At 41.2% G+C, this 19,095-nt stretch carries 12 protein-coding genes; 6 read left to right on the top strand and 6 right to left on the bottom strand.

The annotated features are described in order from the left end of the window. Positions 1-4: 4 nt before the first annotated feature. The gene (locus tag C7R94_RS02290) at positions 5-2,200 is read left to right on the top strand and encodes a tetratricopeptide repeat protein (protein ID WP_106778300.1); all 2,196 of its coding nucleotides are present in this window, start codon (positions 5-7) and stop codon (positions 2,198-2,200) included. 242 nt (positions 2,201-2,442) lie between these two features. On the opposite strand, the gene C7R94_RS02295 is transcribed toward C7R94_RS02290, so the two are convergent. From C7R94_RS02295 to C7R94_RS02305, 3 genes are all read right to left on the bottom strand, one after another. Further along, the gene (locus C7R94_RS02295; RefSeq protein ID WP_106778301.1) at positions 2,443-3,978 is read right to left on the bottom strand and encodes a thiol-activated cytolysin family protein; all 1,536 of its coding nucleotides are present in this window, start codon (positions 3,976-3,978) and stop codon (positions 2,443-2,445) included. A 914-nt stretch (positions 3,979-4,892) separates the two neighbouring features. After that, a complete protein-coding gene (locus C7R94_RS02300; RefSeq protein WP_233220454.1) occupies positions 4,893-5,342 on the bottom strand; it encodes a DUF1259 domain-containing protein in 450 nt (149 codons plus the stop codon). Positions 5,343-5,945: 603 nt separating this feature from the next. Next, positions 5,946-6,482: an NAD(P)H-dependent oxidoreductase gene (locus tag C7R94_RS02305; protein WP_106778303.1), complete on the bottom strand. Its 537-nt coding sequence runs from the start codon at positions 6,480-6,482 to the stop codon at positions 5,946-5,948. Between the two features lie 211 nt (positions 6,483-6,693). Between C7R94_RS02305 and C7R94_RS02310 the strand changes: the two genes are divergently transcribed. Then, positions 6,694-7,080 (top strand): winged helix-turn-helix transcriptional regulator, encoded by a 387-nt coding sequence (locus tag C7R94_RS02310; RefSeq protein ID WP_106778304.1) that lies wholly within the window; start codon positions 6,694-6,696, stop codon positions 7,078-7,080. 89 nt (positions 7,081-7,169) lie between these two features. Here the strand turns inward: C7R94_RS02310 and C7R94_RS02315 are convergent, their stop codons facing one another. Both C7R94_RS02315 and C7R94_RS02320 read right to left on the bottom strand, forming a co-directional pair. After that, entirely contained in the window at positions 7,170-7,613 is a 444-nt protein-coding gene (locus tag C7R94_RS02315) for a cell wall hydrolase (protein ID WP_047072179.1), read from the bottom strand. 266 nt (positions 7,614-7,879) lie between these two features. Beyond that, positions 7,880-8,965: a glycosyltransferase family 28 protein gene (locus tag C7R94_RS02320; RefSeq protein WP_106778305.1), complete on the bottom strand. Its 1,086-nt coding sequence runs from the start codon at positions 8,963-8,965 to the stop codon at positions 7,880-7,882. Between the two features lie 325 nt (positions 8,966-9,290). Here C7R94_RS02320 and C7R94_RS02325 point away from each other — a divergent pair, with 325 nt between their 5' ends. Then, positions 9,291-10,085, top strand: a complete 795-nt coding sequence (locus C7R94_RS02325; RefSeq protein ID WP_106778306.1) for a glycosyltransferase family 8 protein — start codon at positions 9,291-9,293, stop codon at positions 10,083-10,085. Between the two features lie 250 nt (positions 10,086-10,335). Continuing rightward, positions 10,336-11,553: a macrolide family glycosyltransferase gene (locus tag C7R94_RS02330; RefSeq protein ID WP_106778307.1), complete on the top strand. Its 1,218-nt coding sequence runs from the start codon at positions 10,336-10,338 to the stop codon at positions 11,551-11,553. A gap of 51 nt (positions 11,554-11,604) precedes the next feature. Here the strand turns inward: C7R94_RS02330 and C7R94_RS02335 are convergent, their stop codons facing one another. Then, on the bottom strand, positions 11,605-12,909 hold the full coding sequence (locus tag C7R94_RS02335; protein WP_233220455.1) for a hypothetical protein: 1,305 nt from the start codon (positions 12,907-12,909) through the stop codon (positions 11,605-11,607). A gap of 780 nt (positions 12,910-13,689) precedes the next feature. Here C7R94_RS02335 and C7R94_RS02340 point away from each other — a divergent pair. Then, entirely contained in the window at positions 13,690-14,874 is a 1,185-nt protein-coding gene (locus C7R94_RS02340; protein WP_158264646.1) for an RCC1 domain-containing protein, read from the top strand. Positions 14,875-14,991: 117 nt separating this feature from the next. Beyond that, positions 14,992-19,071: a hypothetical protein gene (locus C7R94_RS02345; RefSeq protein ID WP_106778309.1), complete on the top strand. Its 4,080-nt coding sequence runs from the start codon at positions 14,992-14,994 to the stop codon at positions 19,069-19,071. Positions 19,072-19,095: the final 24 nt, after the last annotated feature.

Raw genomic sequence — 19,095 nt, forward strand, 5'->3', positions numbered from 1 at the left:
CGAAATGAAACAATCGATTACACACCAATGGCTGATTGGATCTCGACGCAGCGACCGAGAAAAGAAGTACTTCGAAGAGCAATACTCCACATGTTATGTCAGCAATTGTCACTGCAATCTTAGAGGACCCTATACAGGTACTGGTGACCTTCTGCGCCAGATTATTCCAGAAGCTTATTCGAAATGGCCAGACCTGATTTTATCACACTGCATCGAGATCTTGTCCATAGCACCAGAACTGAAAGCAGTCATTCCTGTTAGTGTAGAAACACTTACCTCTCTTGCTATTCCGAAAGAGAGAACACGTTATTATTCGAAATTGCGTACACTTCGCATGTCGAATGGTTTGATCGATCTTTTATTGGCATTAGCGAATCGGGAACGAATGGGAAAATTGACCCTGGTTTTTGAAAATGTGCAGGCCTGTGATCAACTTGATGCAGAATTTATAAGTACACTTCTGCGTCGTGCGAAGTCTGACCTGATTCAGGTGATCGTAAGTTCAAGTGAAAAACCGGAAAATGAAGCTCTGAAAAAGGCGTTACAAACGTATACGGAGCCTACTACTATTCTTTCTGACATCGAACAAGATATGGGGATAGTCAATCTATCTGACGAACAGCGACTTGAGCTAACGAAACGATACATATTTTCTGACTGCACATCAGATTGTAAGCAGGAATTGCTCGCCTATGAAGCAACTCCTATTGAAATTCGTCAGAGCCTTCACGAAGAGCGGGCAGAATCTCTTATAAAAGAAGAGCAGTGGTCACTGCACTTAGGCGCCATTCCGTTTCATCTGGAGCGCGGTACTTCTGAGAAATCAGCAAGCGAAGCGTTGTTTAAAGCAGTTAGTTATAGCATTAACATGGGTTTTTACGATGCGACTATCGATATGAGCCTACGTGGCCGGAAACTGACGAATTGGAGCAGCGAATTTGATAATAGCCGGTATTTTACAATGAAAATGGCTACGTCTCTGGCTGCATTGGGTCAAACTGATGATATACCGACGCTTTTAGGAGAAGTGTACGCAAACACTGATGATTTTAGAGTTCATATGCAAATTTCATATGGATTTTCGATGTACTATACGAGGCACCACCGAGAACGAGAACACGAGAAGGCGAAAGAATGGATACAAAAAGCCATTGATTTGGCAGAATTGCTTGAAGATGAAAAAGAACGTGCATTTCAACAAGTATTTAACCAAAATGGACTGGCTTTAGTAGAGTTACATATGGATAATCCTGAAGAAGCGCTTCGATTGGTTACGGAAGGATGGCAGAGGTTAAATCAGGTTCTTGCTCCTGATGAACATATGTTGCATCGCTCGGTGTTGCTTCATAATAAAGGGCTGATTTACGTAGCTTTAAAAAGGTTTGAAGAAGCAGTTGAAACATTTAGCCAAGTGATACAGATTGATTCCAATTATCCAGAATATTACTTTGATCGTGGAAACCTTTATAGCCGAATGGGGCGACTGGATGAAGCCATTGAAGATTATAACCAAGCGATAAAGCTTAGTCCTCCGTTTCCAGAGGTTTATTTCAATCGAGCTACTGCCTTCAATCGTCTTGGAGATGTGGAGAAAGCAATGGCGGACTATGACTACTTGCTTGATATAGACCCCGAAAATCTTGATGGATTACTTAACAGAGCTACATTATTGTATCAAATGGAGAAATTCGAAATGGCCCGAAAAGATGCTGAATTCGGTTTGGAAATAGATCCTGATCATGCGCGGCTCCTGTGTACACTAGGTTTAATTGAAATGTCGGATGGCAATAATGATCAAGCACTAAAAACCTTTACCGCTGCCCTAAACAAGGATAGGGAAATGATGGCCGCTTGGACAAATAGGGCTGTCCTGTACTATGAGATGGGGGAGTATGACAGGGCCATAGCTGATCTAACTGAAGCTATTGCACTAGAGAAAAATGCAACCGTCCTTTACAACCGTGCATGGGTCTATGAAGCACAGGAGGAGTGGCAATTATCCATTTCCGATTATACAGAGGCCTTAGCGTTTTCTGATGCAGACGAACAAGATATTTACTATCGGAGAGGCTTGTGTTTTATCAAAATGGGTGATAGGGAGCTTGGCACGGAAGATTGGAACAAGCATCTCATGTTTGGAGAATCACCGCATGTGAATGAAATGATGCAACTGTTACCCTCCCTGTTCGTTTCGAAATAATGAATATTTTGTGCCTGCCGTCCTATTCGCTTGGTTGGTGGCTGACTTATTAGGTTGATTAAGTGTTGTCCTAGAGGTACGTTGTTGCATTCTATCAACTCCTTTCTGACTGCAAATGCAGGCAGGAATAAAGAACTATGACTGATTTTCACAAAGTTATACAATTCCCCTGCATAGGAATAAGAAAAAGAAAAACGGCTGTAGTCCTCGAAAAAAAGGATTTCAGCCGTTTCTCTTCACAACTACTTAAATGTAATACCACCCGTTGGGTTTAATGTCGTTCCGCCAATTTCAACCTTAATCTCACTAGATAATGGAATGTTGTACTCATCAATAACGGTTCTCCACCATTCCCAAGCAAGGCCGGTACATTCTTTCGCATAAATCCTTATGTTTTTTGCATTAGGTGGCAGAGGAATGACTGTAGTGAAAGGAGCTGTTCTGTCTTGGTTGCTTCCTTCCCACGTTTTATGTGTGAGTACTTCTTCACCATCTTCATCATAGGAAACTTCATCCCAGGATACATCAAATTGAGCGACATACCAGCCATAATGGCCAAGCGATATTTTACCTTTCGAATATTCTGTAGCGGTAGTCTCAATATAATCTGTATTGTTATGAACGGCAGCAATGGCATTATCTTTTAAGAAAACACTGGTATAGGAAATTGGATATGCTGGGTTCTTTAGGCTAAATTCGGCATTATCTTTGATGATATTCCGGATTTCACTAAAGTCTTTTGTAACGACCTTGTTATGCTCTTGTGAATCTCCGCCTAATACTACAGCTGTAAAGGAACTGTCTTCAAAAATATCTTTGTACTCGGTATTCGTTTCTACATTGGCAGTATTCTGAAGCAAGGCTTTAAATGCTGCTTTTACGTCTTTGCTCTTAGAGGTTGTTTCTAATTTTACATAAATGGTTCTACCATAAGCTACATTGGATACCATAACAGGCGGGGATTGATCACTGACCCCTTTACGTTTTAAATCCTTAAAAGTAACACGATCATCAAAAAGATCGGATGGATCGTTAGGCAGTTCCGCACTTACCGTATAAAATATTTGTTTATATGCTGCCACCATCACTTTTTTCTCTCCGTTAGCAATCGCATTAAAGTCAATTCCTAATGTAGAATCAAGATATTTCGCGTTAACATTCAGAGCACTTCCAATTTGAGATTTGCTATAAACCATTGATTCTGCATACTGCAATCGCGCAGGTAAAGTATGCGTTCCTGAATACTCATCGCTCCATTTAGATACAAGCTCATCTACTGCTCCAGACACATTCCCGTATGTTGGATTATCAACAGTAATTGAATTTTCCTTTTTCAAACCTGGTAAATCAATACTAATCGTCAATGGTTTTCTTGGTACCAGTAATAAACTGGGTTTATTTTCTGCAAAAGCTTGATTGGCAAGTTGTAATGCTCCTGGGTAAGTGCGATTAGCCATAGAATCAATAATGGAAATATCTACTGGAGAAGTGGATAGTGACTTTTTTTTACGTTCTACGACGATAAACTTACCATGTGGATTGAGTGCTTCTTTTGGAACAAAACTGTCTATCTCATCACCACTTACTGCTAAAATCTCGTCATTATCATAGTCTAAGTTTGCTATACCAGTGTTAATGTCATCGGCGTTGCTTGTTTCACTGACTTCACTAGAATCAACTGTTTCGGCAAAGGAGGCAACTGGATAATTTACAGTAGCGAATATAACAGATAAACTGGCAATTACTTTTACAATCCTAGTATGATTTCGAATCCTCATAAGATATTCCCCTTTGAGATGTGAGCATAACGTCAAACATTATACTCCCATTAAATATATTTTTTGGAATACTAACTATATCGGTAGTTTCCTAATTAATCTTTAGATGGAGCCCGAAAAGTATATGGTGGGGCACATCTCACAGCTTGTTCACACTGTTTACTCCACAGGTGTAGAGTGTACAGTGTTACTTAAATGGGTGGGGGGAATGATAGTCTGCCCTCTTGTTCATCGTGACGGCTGCCTTTATTAGCCAATTCGGATAGGAATTTAACTATGTAAAAACTCAAATAGCCGTTCATTACAGAAACGGCTAATAAGTGGATATTAGTTTAATCACAACACAGTTATTTGTCGGGTTTAGGGTTAGTGGGAGAGGTGTTGTCTGTATCCGGTAAATTAGGATCGTGCACATTGGGACCTTGACTGTTAGTGTTTGGGTTGTGTCATGGATTAGAATCTGGATTGTTGTTATTGTTATTACTGTTACTGTTGTCGTTAGCCATAAGGGTCATCTCCAAATAGGTAAGTTGATTTTAATATTCAGTACCGAATTCATAAATTTATTAACAAACTAGTTACTTTGATAATCCAAAAGAATAATGCCCTACCGGATAAATGATAGGGCAGAACGCTCATTTATATTGGTCAAATTGGATTCTCTGGGCAACACCAACCACACCAATTACGCCCGCAACAGCGAAAACAACCGGTGATTTGACAAGGATAGTGATTTGGAGCTTGATAAGAATATTGTACCAGCTTACCGTTTACTTTCTTGAATTTCTTTAGATGGGATTTCCTCTTTTTCATTGGAAATTCCCTTCATTATAACGCTCTAAGATCATGGATGATCAACGATTCCCTTTTGATTGGTAAGGTCGTCGCATTTTCGGTAAACCACCGTCGTTTTCTTATCTTTTTTTTCTAGAAACAACCGGGCGTACAATCTTTTTCGTTAACACACTCTGAGCATCGCGTACGGCTCTGGCGAAAACCAATGGTCTCTCAATCTTTTCATAGTGGATATACCATAGATTTGGATTGGTAAACAGCCAGTGGTTATGCAAGGCAGTAACCTTAATACCATGTTTTCGGAGACGCGAGATAAATGGGTTAATCTCACGTGTAAGGATAACTGTTTCTCCTAGACAAAGTGCAGTGCCATTCTCCCTAATGCTCTCAAAAGAGTGGAATTGGGGGATGGTCAACGCAGAGTTCGACCGTCTTCCTAGAATGGTAGCTCTTATATTTGTCCGTAGAGTCTGGGCAGTACAAACACCATTAACGACTGTCGCCTGTGCATTAAGAATTTCGGCAAATCTACGGCATAGCGGGCTAATTGCCAAGTTGCATACCTCCATATTCTTAGGATCATTTTTAATATATGAGGCATGAAACTGAATGGTACAGGCATTCAGCGTGCGTAAAATACCTATTTTTAGAAGAATGGGTATGTAATGTAGTATTTCGAGAGTGAAGGTAAGTAAAATGGCTCGTACGGTGTGGTTGGTTCACGAAAGAAATGATGAAAAGAGGCTGATGTAGCATCAGCCTCTAATCAGAGATTTAGCAGACTTTAATTCTTCCCACCTATTAACTGATTTGTGGACAATTAGGGACACCGATCAGTTTAAGCAGGTTATAAACTTCGCTCGAAATAGGGACAGTAACTTCTATCCCATTGAGCTTAACAACAGAAAAGAAACTTCCGTCAGATTCAAATACACAAACAACTAATGTTACCATTTATCCTCTTCCTTTCTCCATAAAGCAGGGAGATATTAGTTTTGTCCTCCCTGATAGTAAGTTATGGAGTTGGGAAGTTAAGTGACAGTGCTTGTATCACGTCATGGTAATTTTTGGGTATTTAACAGAAAAATCTGAGGAAGCGTTTCAATAAATATGAAACGATAAGGGGCTATCCTACCCCCAAAAATATGATGGGACAGCTAACATGGAAGCTATCAGTTACTGCGATACTTAAAGATATAATCGATATATTCTTTTGCACTATGATTGATTTCCTCATCGCTAGCTTGAAATGAAGCTCCGAAGACAGAAAAATAGGGTAGTGCCACAGCACCCACATGTACAGTACTGGCTTTAAAAGGCGTAATCACTTCATCCACGGTAAAAGAAACAGAGCCCTTTGGCGAATAATTTTCTTTTTTATCGCCGATGGACATGGTGAGTCCTAATTTCTTCCCTTTAAGCTTGTCACCTTTCGAGCCATAAGCCCATCCGTAAGTAAAAACATCGTCAAACCACTTTTTCAATAAAGGCGGATAACTGTACCAATACAACGGGAATTGAAAGATGACATGGTCATATGCCTCTAATAGCTGTTGCTCTCTAGGAACCTCAATGTTCCAGTCAGGATACTCTTTGTAAATCTCATGAATGGTAATATCGTTTGGGTATTTCAGCAGCTCTTCTTTCCAGCGCTGGTTTACCCTAGATGTCTCAATGTTCGGGTGTGCTAAAATCACCAGTGTTTTCATTATAAAAATCCCCTTATCAGGCCAAAATCCCCATAGTGCCTTGCCTCTTTTTTGAATAACATCATTATCTTGCAGGCATAAAAAAAAGAAAATACACACAATAAAGTAAGATGGTTACCTCAAGGTATGTACTGGACTCCAAAAGACAAATATGGAAGAATAAAATTTTCAGACTGATTTTACAAGAGCAGCATGTACGAGGTGTTAATCTATGAAACAATATAATCTGGGCATAGAGGCAACACTTGAAATTATCGGTGGAAAGTGGAAAGCTCTGATCATATGCTTATTAATGTCCGGTGTAAAGAGAACGAGCGAATTACAGCGCAATATTCACGGCATTTCGCAAAAGGTTCTGATCCAGCAGCTGCGCGAACTTGAGAAGGATGGACTTGTAACAAGATATGTGTACCAACAAATGCCGCCAAAAGTCGAATATAGCCTCACAGAATATGGAGTTACAGCGAATAAGATCGTTGATGTTATGTGTTCGTGGGGGAAAGAAAATATTAAAAGAAGACAACAGCAAGGAGAAGCTATCATCTTGCTAGAGGATAAATTACCGGAGGACTTTGCAGATTTCGGAAAGAGAGATTAGTTGAATGAAGTTGGAATAGAATACAAGGGGCTAACGTTTAAGCCCCTTGTCGTAAACTCACCCATGCCTGGGCTGTTTTGTCTACAAAATTAGAAAGTATTATATACATTTTCACATTCTTTCGCGGTCGGCTCATAAAAACAATGAAGCTTGTAACGCCCCACGTGCGGCTGATTATACCAGGTCGGCGGACAAGGCAGGGGATTTTGCGCCGTTCCCGGACGAAAATACCAGAGGGAGAATTTAGCTGGCCAATACCGCTCCCCTTTTACAACCCGTCGCGCCAGACGGCGTTCTTTCTCTCTAGCCCTTTGGTAGTACATACCATGAAGCAGAGCTTCAAACGCATGCGGCTGGTTGATCATTTGGGGAATTGTCCGTATTCCTTTAAAATCGGAGCAGTTCGCTCTTATTCGGTTAATTCCAACGTTTCCCACAAGGAGCATACCCATTTCGCCTTCGCCTACAGCTTCGGCTCGAAGCAACCTTGCCAACATGTCAATATCACTCTTCCTGGCTTTTACGACTGCCATCGACTCACCTCTTTAGATTGTTCTAGGCACATCATATTGTAGATGAAGCAGATATGTTACGCTTCAAATCGCTCTAAAGAGCAAACACTAATCCGTGGACAGTTTTTTTGAGTGTTTTCAAAGTCTATTCAACACATGTGGAAAGCGTTGCATTTGACATTCTGTCGATAGAAGATAGTACTGATACCGTAAAGCAAAAGTAAGAGGACTGTCTTAAGTAGAAATTAATCTTCTACCTAAGACAGTCCTCCTTGTTTGCTTCAAAGTCATCGGTCCTTATTTCTAAATGAGCTATACGGTGTCAAACGCAAGAGATCTTCCTGTTTTTTTGCCAATTTGGATAGCGGGATCCGGTATGCCATTTCAATAATTTTGCTTGCGACCTCAGCGCCGTTGGTAGGGATAAGGCTAAATCTTTTTTGAATGACCTCTTTATTTGCTAACGCATGCTCGATCTTTGGTACAAGCTCTTCCGGTTCCTGGATCGATACCTTATCACTATTCGCTATTTCTCTTAGCATATTTAATTTTTGCTCGCGTTCCGCATCATCCGGAGGAAGGAAAAGCAAAGGAGTTCCTGTAGAGATGCAATCTCCTAAAATGCCCATGCCCGGTTTGCTAATGACCAGACTGGCCGCCTGTACAAGATTTTTGCCATTCGGGATAAGAGGGGCTTTGATGATCCTTTCATCGAATGGGTAATCTTCATCTGCCAATTGCCCAGCTACAACAAATCGATAACGGCCGGCAAGTGAGTTTATTTGATCATACCACTTTACGATCTGTTCATAACGGTTAGCGAGTCCGCCGCCCATGTGAACCAGAATAAACGACTCGTTCTGCTCAAGGCCTAACATACGTCGCACTTCTATCGGGGACTGGCTGATTTCCCTGGTGATTAAAGGAATAGGGATGTAGATGCAGTTCATTTGCGGATGGGTCTGCTTAGGCGGCATAAGATTCATGTGCAGAAAGATATCGGATTGATTGGCGATTTCTACGATGCGATTTTTGTATTCCTGCATCGGAGCTGAATCATTATCACCGATGATAAAGTCACTGTGATAGAGGGTCACCAGCTTTGTGTTTCCACCGACTTTCCCCTCGCTGCGAAAACGAGGCACATCGGAGCGCCAATCATTTATTAATAGTGTGGTTTGTTTACCATCCTCGAATTTTTTGGATTTAAAGGCTTTTAATTGGACGTCATTGTGCAGGTTTTTCGATAAATAGCCATGTGTTTCCCGAAAGGCAAACACGTGAATGGGAAGATGATGTTGCTGCAATTTTTCCGTTATGCTAATGCATCTACCGAGATGGCCCATACCTCTGCCAACCACAAAGGAGATCATATTTCATCACCCTTTTAAATAGGTACTTTCTTGTTCCCAGTCTGGAGCTTGGACAAATTACCCCCGTATCGCTACTTATGGGATAAGGTCATTGCCGAATTCGGGTCGTTTTCACAGCTTATATATTTTATGGGGATGGATGGAACATGCTCTAGTCGTATAACGGTTTTCTTAACGATCACAGAAAAAAGCGGCATCAGCGGAAGTCTGCAGCAGTGAATTGTGCTCCCATCTAGAAATAATTGGGTATTTTCATCACACAAACCAACGCTGTCCATGAATAGTGTGTATATATAGCTCAATAAGGATATGGGGTGGGAGAATAGTGGGCACGATTCATATTGTAACAGCCGTTAATGATGGTTTTGCTATACATCTCGCAGTCATGTTATATTCCCTTTTTGAAAATAAGGCTTCGAAAAACCCAGTCATCGTTCACGTTATTGACAGTCAAGTCTCTGGGAAAAATAAATCCATCTTAACGAAAACTGTGAAACGATTCCATGCTCAAATCAAATATGTAACTATTGATCCGACCCTATATGATGGATTCCTTGTCCGTGATCATCTTACTCAGGAGACCTATCACCGAATTTCTATTCCAGACCTGCTGGACAAAGAAGTTGAAAAAGTGATTTATTTGGACAGTGATATCGTTATAAAAAAGGACATCACCCCATTATGGAACACAAAAGTTGATCAATATTTCCTTGCAGCGGTGATGGATTCTTGGCAAGGTTTAAACAAGTTAAGACATGCCGATCTAGCCATTCCGGATGACTGTGATTACTTTAATGCGGGAGTATTAGTCATGAATTTGAAAAAATGGAGAGAGCATAACATCACAAAAAAGATTTTGGATTACATGAAAAAGAACCAAAGTATTATTCGTTATCCCAGTCAAGATCCGATGAATGCGATTCTTCATGATAAGTGGCTTCAACTTGACCCGAAGTGGAATTATCAGTCCAAGCATCTTTATAAAAGCAACCTGCGAATAGACCCGGCCATTATTCACTACACAGGAGAAGATAGCAAACCGTGGTTGAGTAAAAAGCACCCGCTTCGAGAGGAGTATTTTAAATATCTGAAAAAAGTAAAGAAGTTAAACTCCTTGTAGGCATCGGGTTTTGGGGCTTTCCTAATTAAATAATATGGTTGGAAATCCCTTCACATGGAGAAATGAGAGCTGGAGGGATTTTTGTGTTGGATTTTTTAGATAGATGGGTTTATGCACGATACTAAACATCTTCATATAAAATATTGAACAAATTATGAAATATTTGGATTTTGACCATTTTTACCAGACATCTGGCCTATAATGAAATGGAAACATTTTCTAATTATATATTCTTTTGGAGGTGGAGTGAGTGGCACGCGTATTGTATGTTACGATTCCAGCAGATGGTCACGTGAATCCTACATTGGGATTAGTGAAGCAGCTAGTCGACAACGGAGAAGAAGTCGTCTATATGTGTTCAGAAGAATATCGGGATAGGCTTGCCCAGACTGGAGCGCAATTCCGCGCTTATCAATTGGATGAACAAGTACCTCGTGATTTAGGCTTTAACCCAACAGAATTCAAACACCCTCTTCATTTCACCGATTTTATGCTGCGAGGCATTATTGAACCCCGCATTCCCGAGATTCTTACGCGGATAGAAAACGAATCATTTGATTACCTGATTTTTGACTCCTTGTTTGGGTGGGGAGGAGCGATTTTAGGCGAGAAATTAGGAATCCCGACGATCTGCTCCGTAACCAACCTGGCATTTGCCGAACCGCTCAGCAAGATTGTCGAAGTGTTTGATGCAAGCGATGATGTAGATGTGGATGCACTTTATGAACGAGTGACGCAGACTGCACAGAGCATTGCTCGTGTATGTAACGTAGCCGTCCCTGCCATTGAAGATATTACCCGCCAGTATGGGGACATGAAGATTGTCTTTACCAGTCGTGAATTCCAGCCAGATGCTGACAAACTGGATGAAAGCTACATTTTTACAGGACCGTCGATTACTTCGCGCCCGGATTCTCCTTCGTTTCCGTTTGAAAAGCTACGCGCTCCATATGATAAGGTCGTATACATTTCCATGGGCAGTATTTTGACCAAAGATGTGGAATTGTACAAAATGTGCTTTGCAGCCTTTCAAGATATTCCGGCTCAATTCGTACTCTCTTGCGGAAGAGAAACGGAACGAGAGTCGCTGGGTGATGATATTCCACCAAATTTCATCGTTGAGCCGTATGTTCCTCAACTGGAAGTGCTCCAGCAAGCCGATGCTTTTATTACCCATGCTGGCATGAACAGTGCGAGTGAGGCTCTCTATTTTCATGTGCCCCTCGTCATGATTCCATTAAGCTCCGATCAACCAATTGTGGCGAAGCGGGTGGAGGAGCTGGGAGCGGGTATTATATTAGATAGAGGGAAGCTCACACCGACAGCTTTGAAGGATGCTTTGCTGCAAGTGTTGAACGAGCCCACCTATAAAGAGCATGCGATACAGGTAGGGGACTCCTTGCGTAAGGCTGGCGGATACCAAGAAGCTGCAAGACGTATCATGTCTTTGTATTCCGTGCCGAATTAAAAATGAAAAGCTTCTTGCCTCCTCATCATGAGCGGCAAGAAGCTTTTTTGACTATAATTTCTTCCAAATGTTGAAGTTAAGCCATTCCTCTTGAAACACATCTTGGCCTTTCAGGTTGAGCAATGGACCAAACCACAGCTTGAAATCCTTGTTCTTGTCAAAATGCTCCGCTGGAACCAGAATGACCAGCATGCTCTCCACACTTTCACCTGCTTTTAACTCGTCCTTGACTGCGGGGGTCAATCCGTTCGCGGCTTTTACACTGGCTTTGGACTCGGGTAAATCCAGCGTCACCTGCAAGCTGCTGACTTTAACCGTTTGCGCTGAGGTATTATCAATTCGATACTTGGCTGTCAGGGCGACAATCCCTTTCTCGCCGAACCCTTGAAAAGATTTGACGTAAGCAGGCTCAATCGTCAGCTTTGCCCATTGATAACCTTGCAGTGTAATTTTGATGTTGTCATACTGATCGCTCTTGGTTGGCTTGAAGGTAAAGAGTACTTGTTTTTTGGCAATATTTTTGGTGGTGAGAAAATCAGTATAAGGTGGTTCAGGAGGCTGGGGTTTAGCGGCTTTACCATCCGCGAGCAAAAAGTCGCGACCGCCAATGCGCAGCATATTGGGACTTGGCTGTTCAGGCAGGAAAAATAGAAGCTTTTTGGTTTTGCCATCCTTATAGGTTAGAGAGAGAGTATAGTTTACGATCTGATAGGTTCCGGATGCTTTGGACTCTGATCCGACGCTAGTAGAAGTACCCGAATTGTCTCCTGTACTGGAACCATCTGTGATGACGCCCACGAAGCTGCTGTCCACAAAGGTGCCGTCTTTATTGAATAAATAGGTGATCGAGCTCGCATACCCGGTGCCAAGAGCATTGGAGGAATAGCTGAAAGACTCGTACTTGCCCTGAAGCTTCAGCCCGGTGGAGGGGGCGTATTTGATGAACTTTCCGCCGTTGATCTCCAGTTCATTTGCTGATTTGACTTTGAACGTATACGATTTTCCGTTACTGAGCGTGAGTTTGTTTCCTTTGATTTGATAGGTCAAACAAGTATCTGTACTGCAATTGAACGCATCTATACCGCCATCTGGGAATGTTGTTGCCACCTGCTTATCGTTGATGAAGTAAAAATAATCCCAGCACAACGAGGAGCATCCTCTTGCTCCGCCCACATCCACTTCCCATTTTGCATAAAAACCTTTGGGTGCGACTTTGGCTGCGGCTATTACGTTTGTGTTTGTTGATGCTTCAGATTCCTTGCCCTGTGCCCCTTCTACGGATGGCACAAAGAGCAACAGTATGGCAGAGAGCATCATCCTCATCCAGGGTATATTCTTAATCCTGATCGTTAACAATTGGTCTCCCTCCACTTCACCGAGTTAATTAGACAGTGCGTAAACAAATGATAGTTTATTCATGCTTCGAGAATTGTAAACCCAAAACCGAGTATCCCCAAAAATTTGGAGTGTAAAGAAAGTGAAGGATTGCCGATATATGTAAAGTATGGCCTTTATAATAGAAAGATGGAAAAATCAATGTTTCGATGAAATATTAGGGTAAAAAGTAATTTGCAATATATTTTCGGATGAAAAAGGGGATTTCTGGACGATTTTCCCACCGGAATAGAGGGATTCATTGCATTGATGTAGTAGCAGTATCGGCTGGATATAATTCTTCACTTGGCCTAAAGAGTGATGGAACCGCGTAGGACTGGGGCAGAAACTATGAAGAGCCTATTTTTGGGGATAACGAGGAAATAACTGAGGAAGTAAATTACTAGGAAATGAAGATATCGAACATATTTTGGTCCGGTGGAAGTGTTGTATGAATAAATAATATGTCCTCCTGACTGAACTGCACGCCAATCGTTAGACATATTTAACTGTTGGCAGTGCAGTTTTTTATCGGAAATTTGGACCATTCGTGTATGTTCAGTGAAAATAGATAATTATATTACTAAAAATAAACAACAAAAGAAATAATAGTAAATTAATATATTATATGGTATATTTTACGAGGAAATTTTATCCTTCTATATGTTGGGGGTATGCTTATCAGCTAATCTTGAAATGAGTTGTGCTACTTTTGCTTCATTATGCAATATTCTATTAACTACGAATGAATGGGAGCTCTTTATGAAAAAACTAACTTCAAAACTTTTGACAGGACTTTTAACAGCTGGGCTTACATTAAATATATTGGGTTCAGGCGTGGCTCATGCTGAATTCAGCGAAGAAATTGCCATGAATATGGGAAAAGCCTCTGCAGGAGCTTCTCATAGCTTGATTATTGATGCGGATGGAAATGTTTGGGCATGGGGAAGTACTTCTAATGGAGCATTAGGGGTTGGTGACACAGGTAGAGAAAAGTACAAACTCCCAACCAAAATTGAGGATTTTTCTGATGTTCGAGCAGTGTCTGCTGCTAACGTTTCTTCTATAGCCCTAAAAAATGATGGAACCGTATGGGCGTGGGGAGTAAACATTGGAGACGGCAAACGTTATTCTGAGAGTGATGTCCCTGTACAAGTGAAGGGTCTTGAAAATGTGGTTGCGGTTTCAGCAGGTAACTCACACAACATGGTTTTAAAAGATGATGGTACTGTATGGGCATGGGGTTCAAACAGAGTAGGTAACGTTGGGAACGGCACGAAAAAAGACGTTTACGCGCCAGTGCAAGTTAGTAAATTAAGCGATGTAAAAGCGATTGCTACTGGGTTTCAACATTCTTTGGCTTTGAAAAATGATGGCACCGTTTGGGCATGGGGTGGAAATAGAAACGGCCAGTTAGGAAATGGGTTCAATGAAGACAAGACGACACCAGTTCGTGTGGTTGGGCTAGAAGATGTCGTGTCGATTGCAGCTGGTGATTACCACTCTGTAGCATTGAAAAGTGATGGAACAGTTTGGACATGGGGTTCTAATGGTTATGGAGAACTGGGTAATGGCAGACCTGGCCTTGGAGAGAGCGAGTCTGGAGATTTAAACAAGCCTACTCAAGTTCCTAATCTCGATCACGTAGACGCAATTGCAGAGACGAACGGGTTCTGGACTACTGTTTTAAAAGATGATGGAACCGTTTGGGGTTGGGGAAGAAACTATGAGGATCTGATTTTTGGTGATACACGTGGAAAAATTACTACTCCTCATCAAATCCCAGAAGTTAATGATGCAGTTGCAGTAAGTAGCGGTACCCAACATTCCTTGGTAATGAAGAATGATGGAACTGTATGGGCATGGGGAAATAACTACGGTAACAAATTGCTTGGAAATGAAGATATCGAACATAAGTCCGGTCCAGTAGAAGTATTTTTCGAATAAGTGAAAGATGGCCCTGCCTGAAATAGGGGGGGCTTTTTTCTTGAACGAAATGTACAAAAAAGGGATAAAAAGAAAAGTTTCACTGGAAAGAGCGATTTTTAAGGAGGGATACAGTAAGTGAGTAAAAAAATATTTCAATTTTTTATTATGATGGCTCTCATATTACAAATGTTTAGTATCGAACAAATTGCTTCTGCAAATACTTCAGATAAAGCTTCAGTCACCTTGAGCGAGGGAGAAAGCTATATCTTCTACAATGAGGGAACGGCACTCAGGCAGATTAGCACGGATGCCTCCACTACCAAAAATCAATTGTTTGACTATGCTACTTATAAAGAGGATGGCAATGGATATGGGCAGGCAATGAATTCGGCGGGAGACCCCTATATTCCAGGTGGTGGAATTATGGTGGTTACAGTCGTTTCTAGTAATCCTGTCACATTTACTTATTCCGTAGAAGACATCAGTGGTGATGTAACTTCGGAGCCTGCATTGTATAAGCATACTTTGTATAAAGGTGAGAGCTATACTTTTTCACACAATAACGTAGTAAATACCTCTATTCAAAATGATGCGTCCTCTTCTAAAAAATTTGACTACGCTTCTTATAAAGAGGATGGATCATTAGCTGGTAAGGGTATTGCTGTATCCTCTGAACCAAGTATTCCAGCAGGTGGACAAATGACGGTAACCGTAGTTACAGACAGTCCTGTCACTTTTGGGGGATACAATCAACTGTTTTATGGATATGTATCAAATGATCCGGCCTTAATGCGAATTACACTAAAAAAGGGCGAAAGCTATACTTTTACGAACATTGGTAAGGGTTTCCGTTCCTTAATGAATGATGCATCGTACAAGAATCAAAAGTTATATGACTATGCGATTTACGACAAAAAAGGTTATGGGTACAGTCACAAAATGAATTCACAATGGGACCCAAATGTTCCGCCAGGCGGGCGTCTGGTAGCGACAGTTACTTCTGACACACCCGTTACGTTTATTTATCATATGGAATTTAACGTAGAGCCAAGTGAAGACCCCGCATTACTTAGACAAGTTGTTGCAAAAGGAGAAACATACTCCTTTACAAATTACGGGCCGAGAAGTTTCACGATCAGACATGATATTAAGTCTGGAATGAAGTATGACTATGCTATTTATAATGCTGACGGTTCTCTTCGTACGAAAAGAGCAAATTCCTCCGCACAACCATTCATACCTGCAGGGGGCAGAATTGTTGTTACAACCATCTCAGATGAGCCTATTACTTTTGGAGGTTACTACGAATTCTTCTATGCGGATGCCTCAGATAATCCAGCATTAGAACGGAAAACCTTGCAAAAGGGCGAGAGTTTTGTCCTGATCAATAAATCTTCAATGAATAAACAAGTAATGACGGATGCTTCGAAACGGGATAGCAAGATTTTTGATTATGCGACTTACAACAAAGAGGGGAATGGACATTATCAATTCATGAACTCTGTTGCTGATCCGTATGTTCCGCCAGGCGGTCGGATCGTAGTGACAGTTATTTCAGATAATCCAATCACGTTAATCTACAATGCAAATGAGTTTGAAACACATATGTCTGAATATCCTGCTTTGTTGAAAAAGACTGTATCAAAAGGAGAAAGCTACACGTTCACAAGCAAAGGGCGCGTGAAAGAAGTATTAAAAAATAATGCTTCTGCAACTAGGAAATTTGATTACAACATTTTCAACGCAAACGGAACGTTAGAGAGTCAAGGAATCAACCATATGGCAGAGAATGGAGTTCCGGCAGGCGGACGAATTCATGTTTCCAATCCATATGAGGAGCCAATTACTTTCTTTGGCTACTATGATTTGTTTGTTGGAGATGGCAATTCTGATGGTGTTTCAAATGAAAAACTAATTGCTAAAGGTGAGAGCTATCTCTTCTTTAATACAGGTACGAAAACCAAGCAGCTTGTAAGTGATGCTTCGTTGGACGACAAGAATAAATTCTTCGATTATGCGGTTTATAAAAGAGATAATTCAGGATTTTCACAAGCGCAAAATGTATCTTCATCCATACAGATTCCTCCAGGTGGAAAAGCTGTAGTATCTGTCACATCGGATCAATCGGTTACCTTCCGATACGATAATGAAATTAAGGCAGAACTGAGTTCAAAGCCTGCGCTATTTAAAAAGACACTGGAAAAAGGCAGTTCCTACATGATTTTTAATAAGGGAACGATTAGCGGTGAATATCTGGAAAGCAGTGGTTCTCTAGGACGGAAATACGAGTATGTGACTTACAAGCAGGATGGAAGTATTGAGAGTCAAGATACTGTAGTAGCAACTAAATTGCTTGTACCGGCAAATGGAAAAGCACACGTTACTGCCTTATCAGAACAACCTATTACATTCTGGGGCTACTATGATCTCTTCGTAGGTGAAGATGGAACGGGATCAAAACCAAAAGAAGTCATCGTCTACAGTGGAGAAAGTTATGTGTTTAAGAATCGAGCAAGTGTAACGAAAGAGCTAAAGCATGACGGTTCTCAAGCAAATGCGGGTAAATATTTCGATTTTGCCGCTTATAACAGAGATGGTTCCGGTTTTTATCAACTGATGAATACCTATGGTGTCCCAACTATACCTGGAGGCGGACGAGTAGTTGTAACGGTAATGTCTTCGAACCCGGTAACTTTCTACTATGACAATGATATCGATGTGGAACCGAGTCGAAACCCTGCCTTACTCAAACAAACGGTCACTACAAATACGAGCTACGCCTTCAAGAATATCGGTGCTACAAGTGAAGCTATGGAAAATACCATTTCACATCCTGAAAAATATGACTACATCGTTTATCAGGAAAATGGAACGGTCGTACAGCAAGAGACTGGTTCAACTGCAAAACCGAAAATCCCACCTAAAGGAAAAATGGTGGTTACGAACACATCTGGCAGCCCACAAATATTCTGGGGGTACTATGAGTTTTTCATCGGAAACGATGTGAATCCACAACCAAGTAATGGTAAGCAAATCGTTAGACAGGGCGAAAATTACGTATTTATCAACAAAGGGACGACCTCGAAAGTAATCTTTAACAATGGCTCTAGCAATTCGAAGGATAAGCTGTTTGATTACGCTGTCTATAAGCAAAGCGGAGCTGGAGAGAGCTCAAATATCAGCTCTGTCGATACTCCGACCATTCCTGTTGGGGGACGTATGGTTGTAACAGTTGTCTCTGAGAGTCCAGTCACTTTTACCTTCGATAAAGAAATTGAGGTAAAACCTTGGAATGCACCTGCTTTAGTCAAGAAGACACTGCGTAAGGATAAGAGTTATTTGTTTACGAATAAAGGAAACTCTGAAGAAAGATTGCAAACGGACGCGTGGATAGGAAGAAACTACGATTTTGTTTTGTATAACGCAGATGGAACTGTAGCCAAAAAACAATCGAATACCGTTGAAAAGCCTTTGGTTCAGGCTGGCCAGCGAGTTGCCGTAATAGGAACGTCAGACAGTATCATTAATTTCTGGGGACATTATGAGCTGTTCACGGTAAAAGATAATGATTTAACAGGGAAAAAGACCATTTATCCATGGGAAAACTATTTATTTATCAATAATGGTACCGCGCCAAAACAGCTTCCTAATAATGCTTCTATAGCAGATGATCGTTATTTTAGCGTTGCTGTCTATAACAAGAGTGGCACAGGTTATACCCAAAAAATGAGAGCGGCTGAAGCGCCATATATTCCGGCAGGTGGGCAGGCAGTCGTTTCCGTCCATTCAAATAATCCGGTGACGTTTACCTACGATAATGACTTTATTGTAGAAGAAACGAATGAGCGGTCTCTAACGCGCGCAACGCTTACTAAAGGGAATAGCTACGAGTTTAAAAATATCGGAACGACAGGTGCCAAAATTATGACCGATATAGCGGAAGGGAAGCATTTTGACTATACGGTTTTCAAAGCGGATGGAACTGTACAGAAAAAAGGAACAGCCACAACCGAAGAGCCGCTAGTTCCAGCAGGCGGAAAGGTCATCGTTACGAACATTTCTGATGTTGAAATCACATTTGGAGGTTACTTCAGACTGTTTACTGGAACGATTCCAGATATCCCAGTAGGAGATGCGACGATCTATCCAGCTATCAATAAGATATTTGGGCCTGATTTTGAGCAGAAAGTAAAAGCGGTTCAATCGGGCAAATAGTACGTATCAGGATGAATGACAGAT

This window comes from Brevibacillus sp. NRRL NRS-603 (assembly GCF_003013445.1).
In the GTDB taxonomy this organism is placed as follows: Bacteria; Bacillota; Bacilli; order Brevibacillales; family Brevibacillaceae; genus Brevibacillus; species Brevibacillus formosus.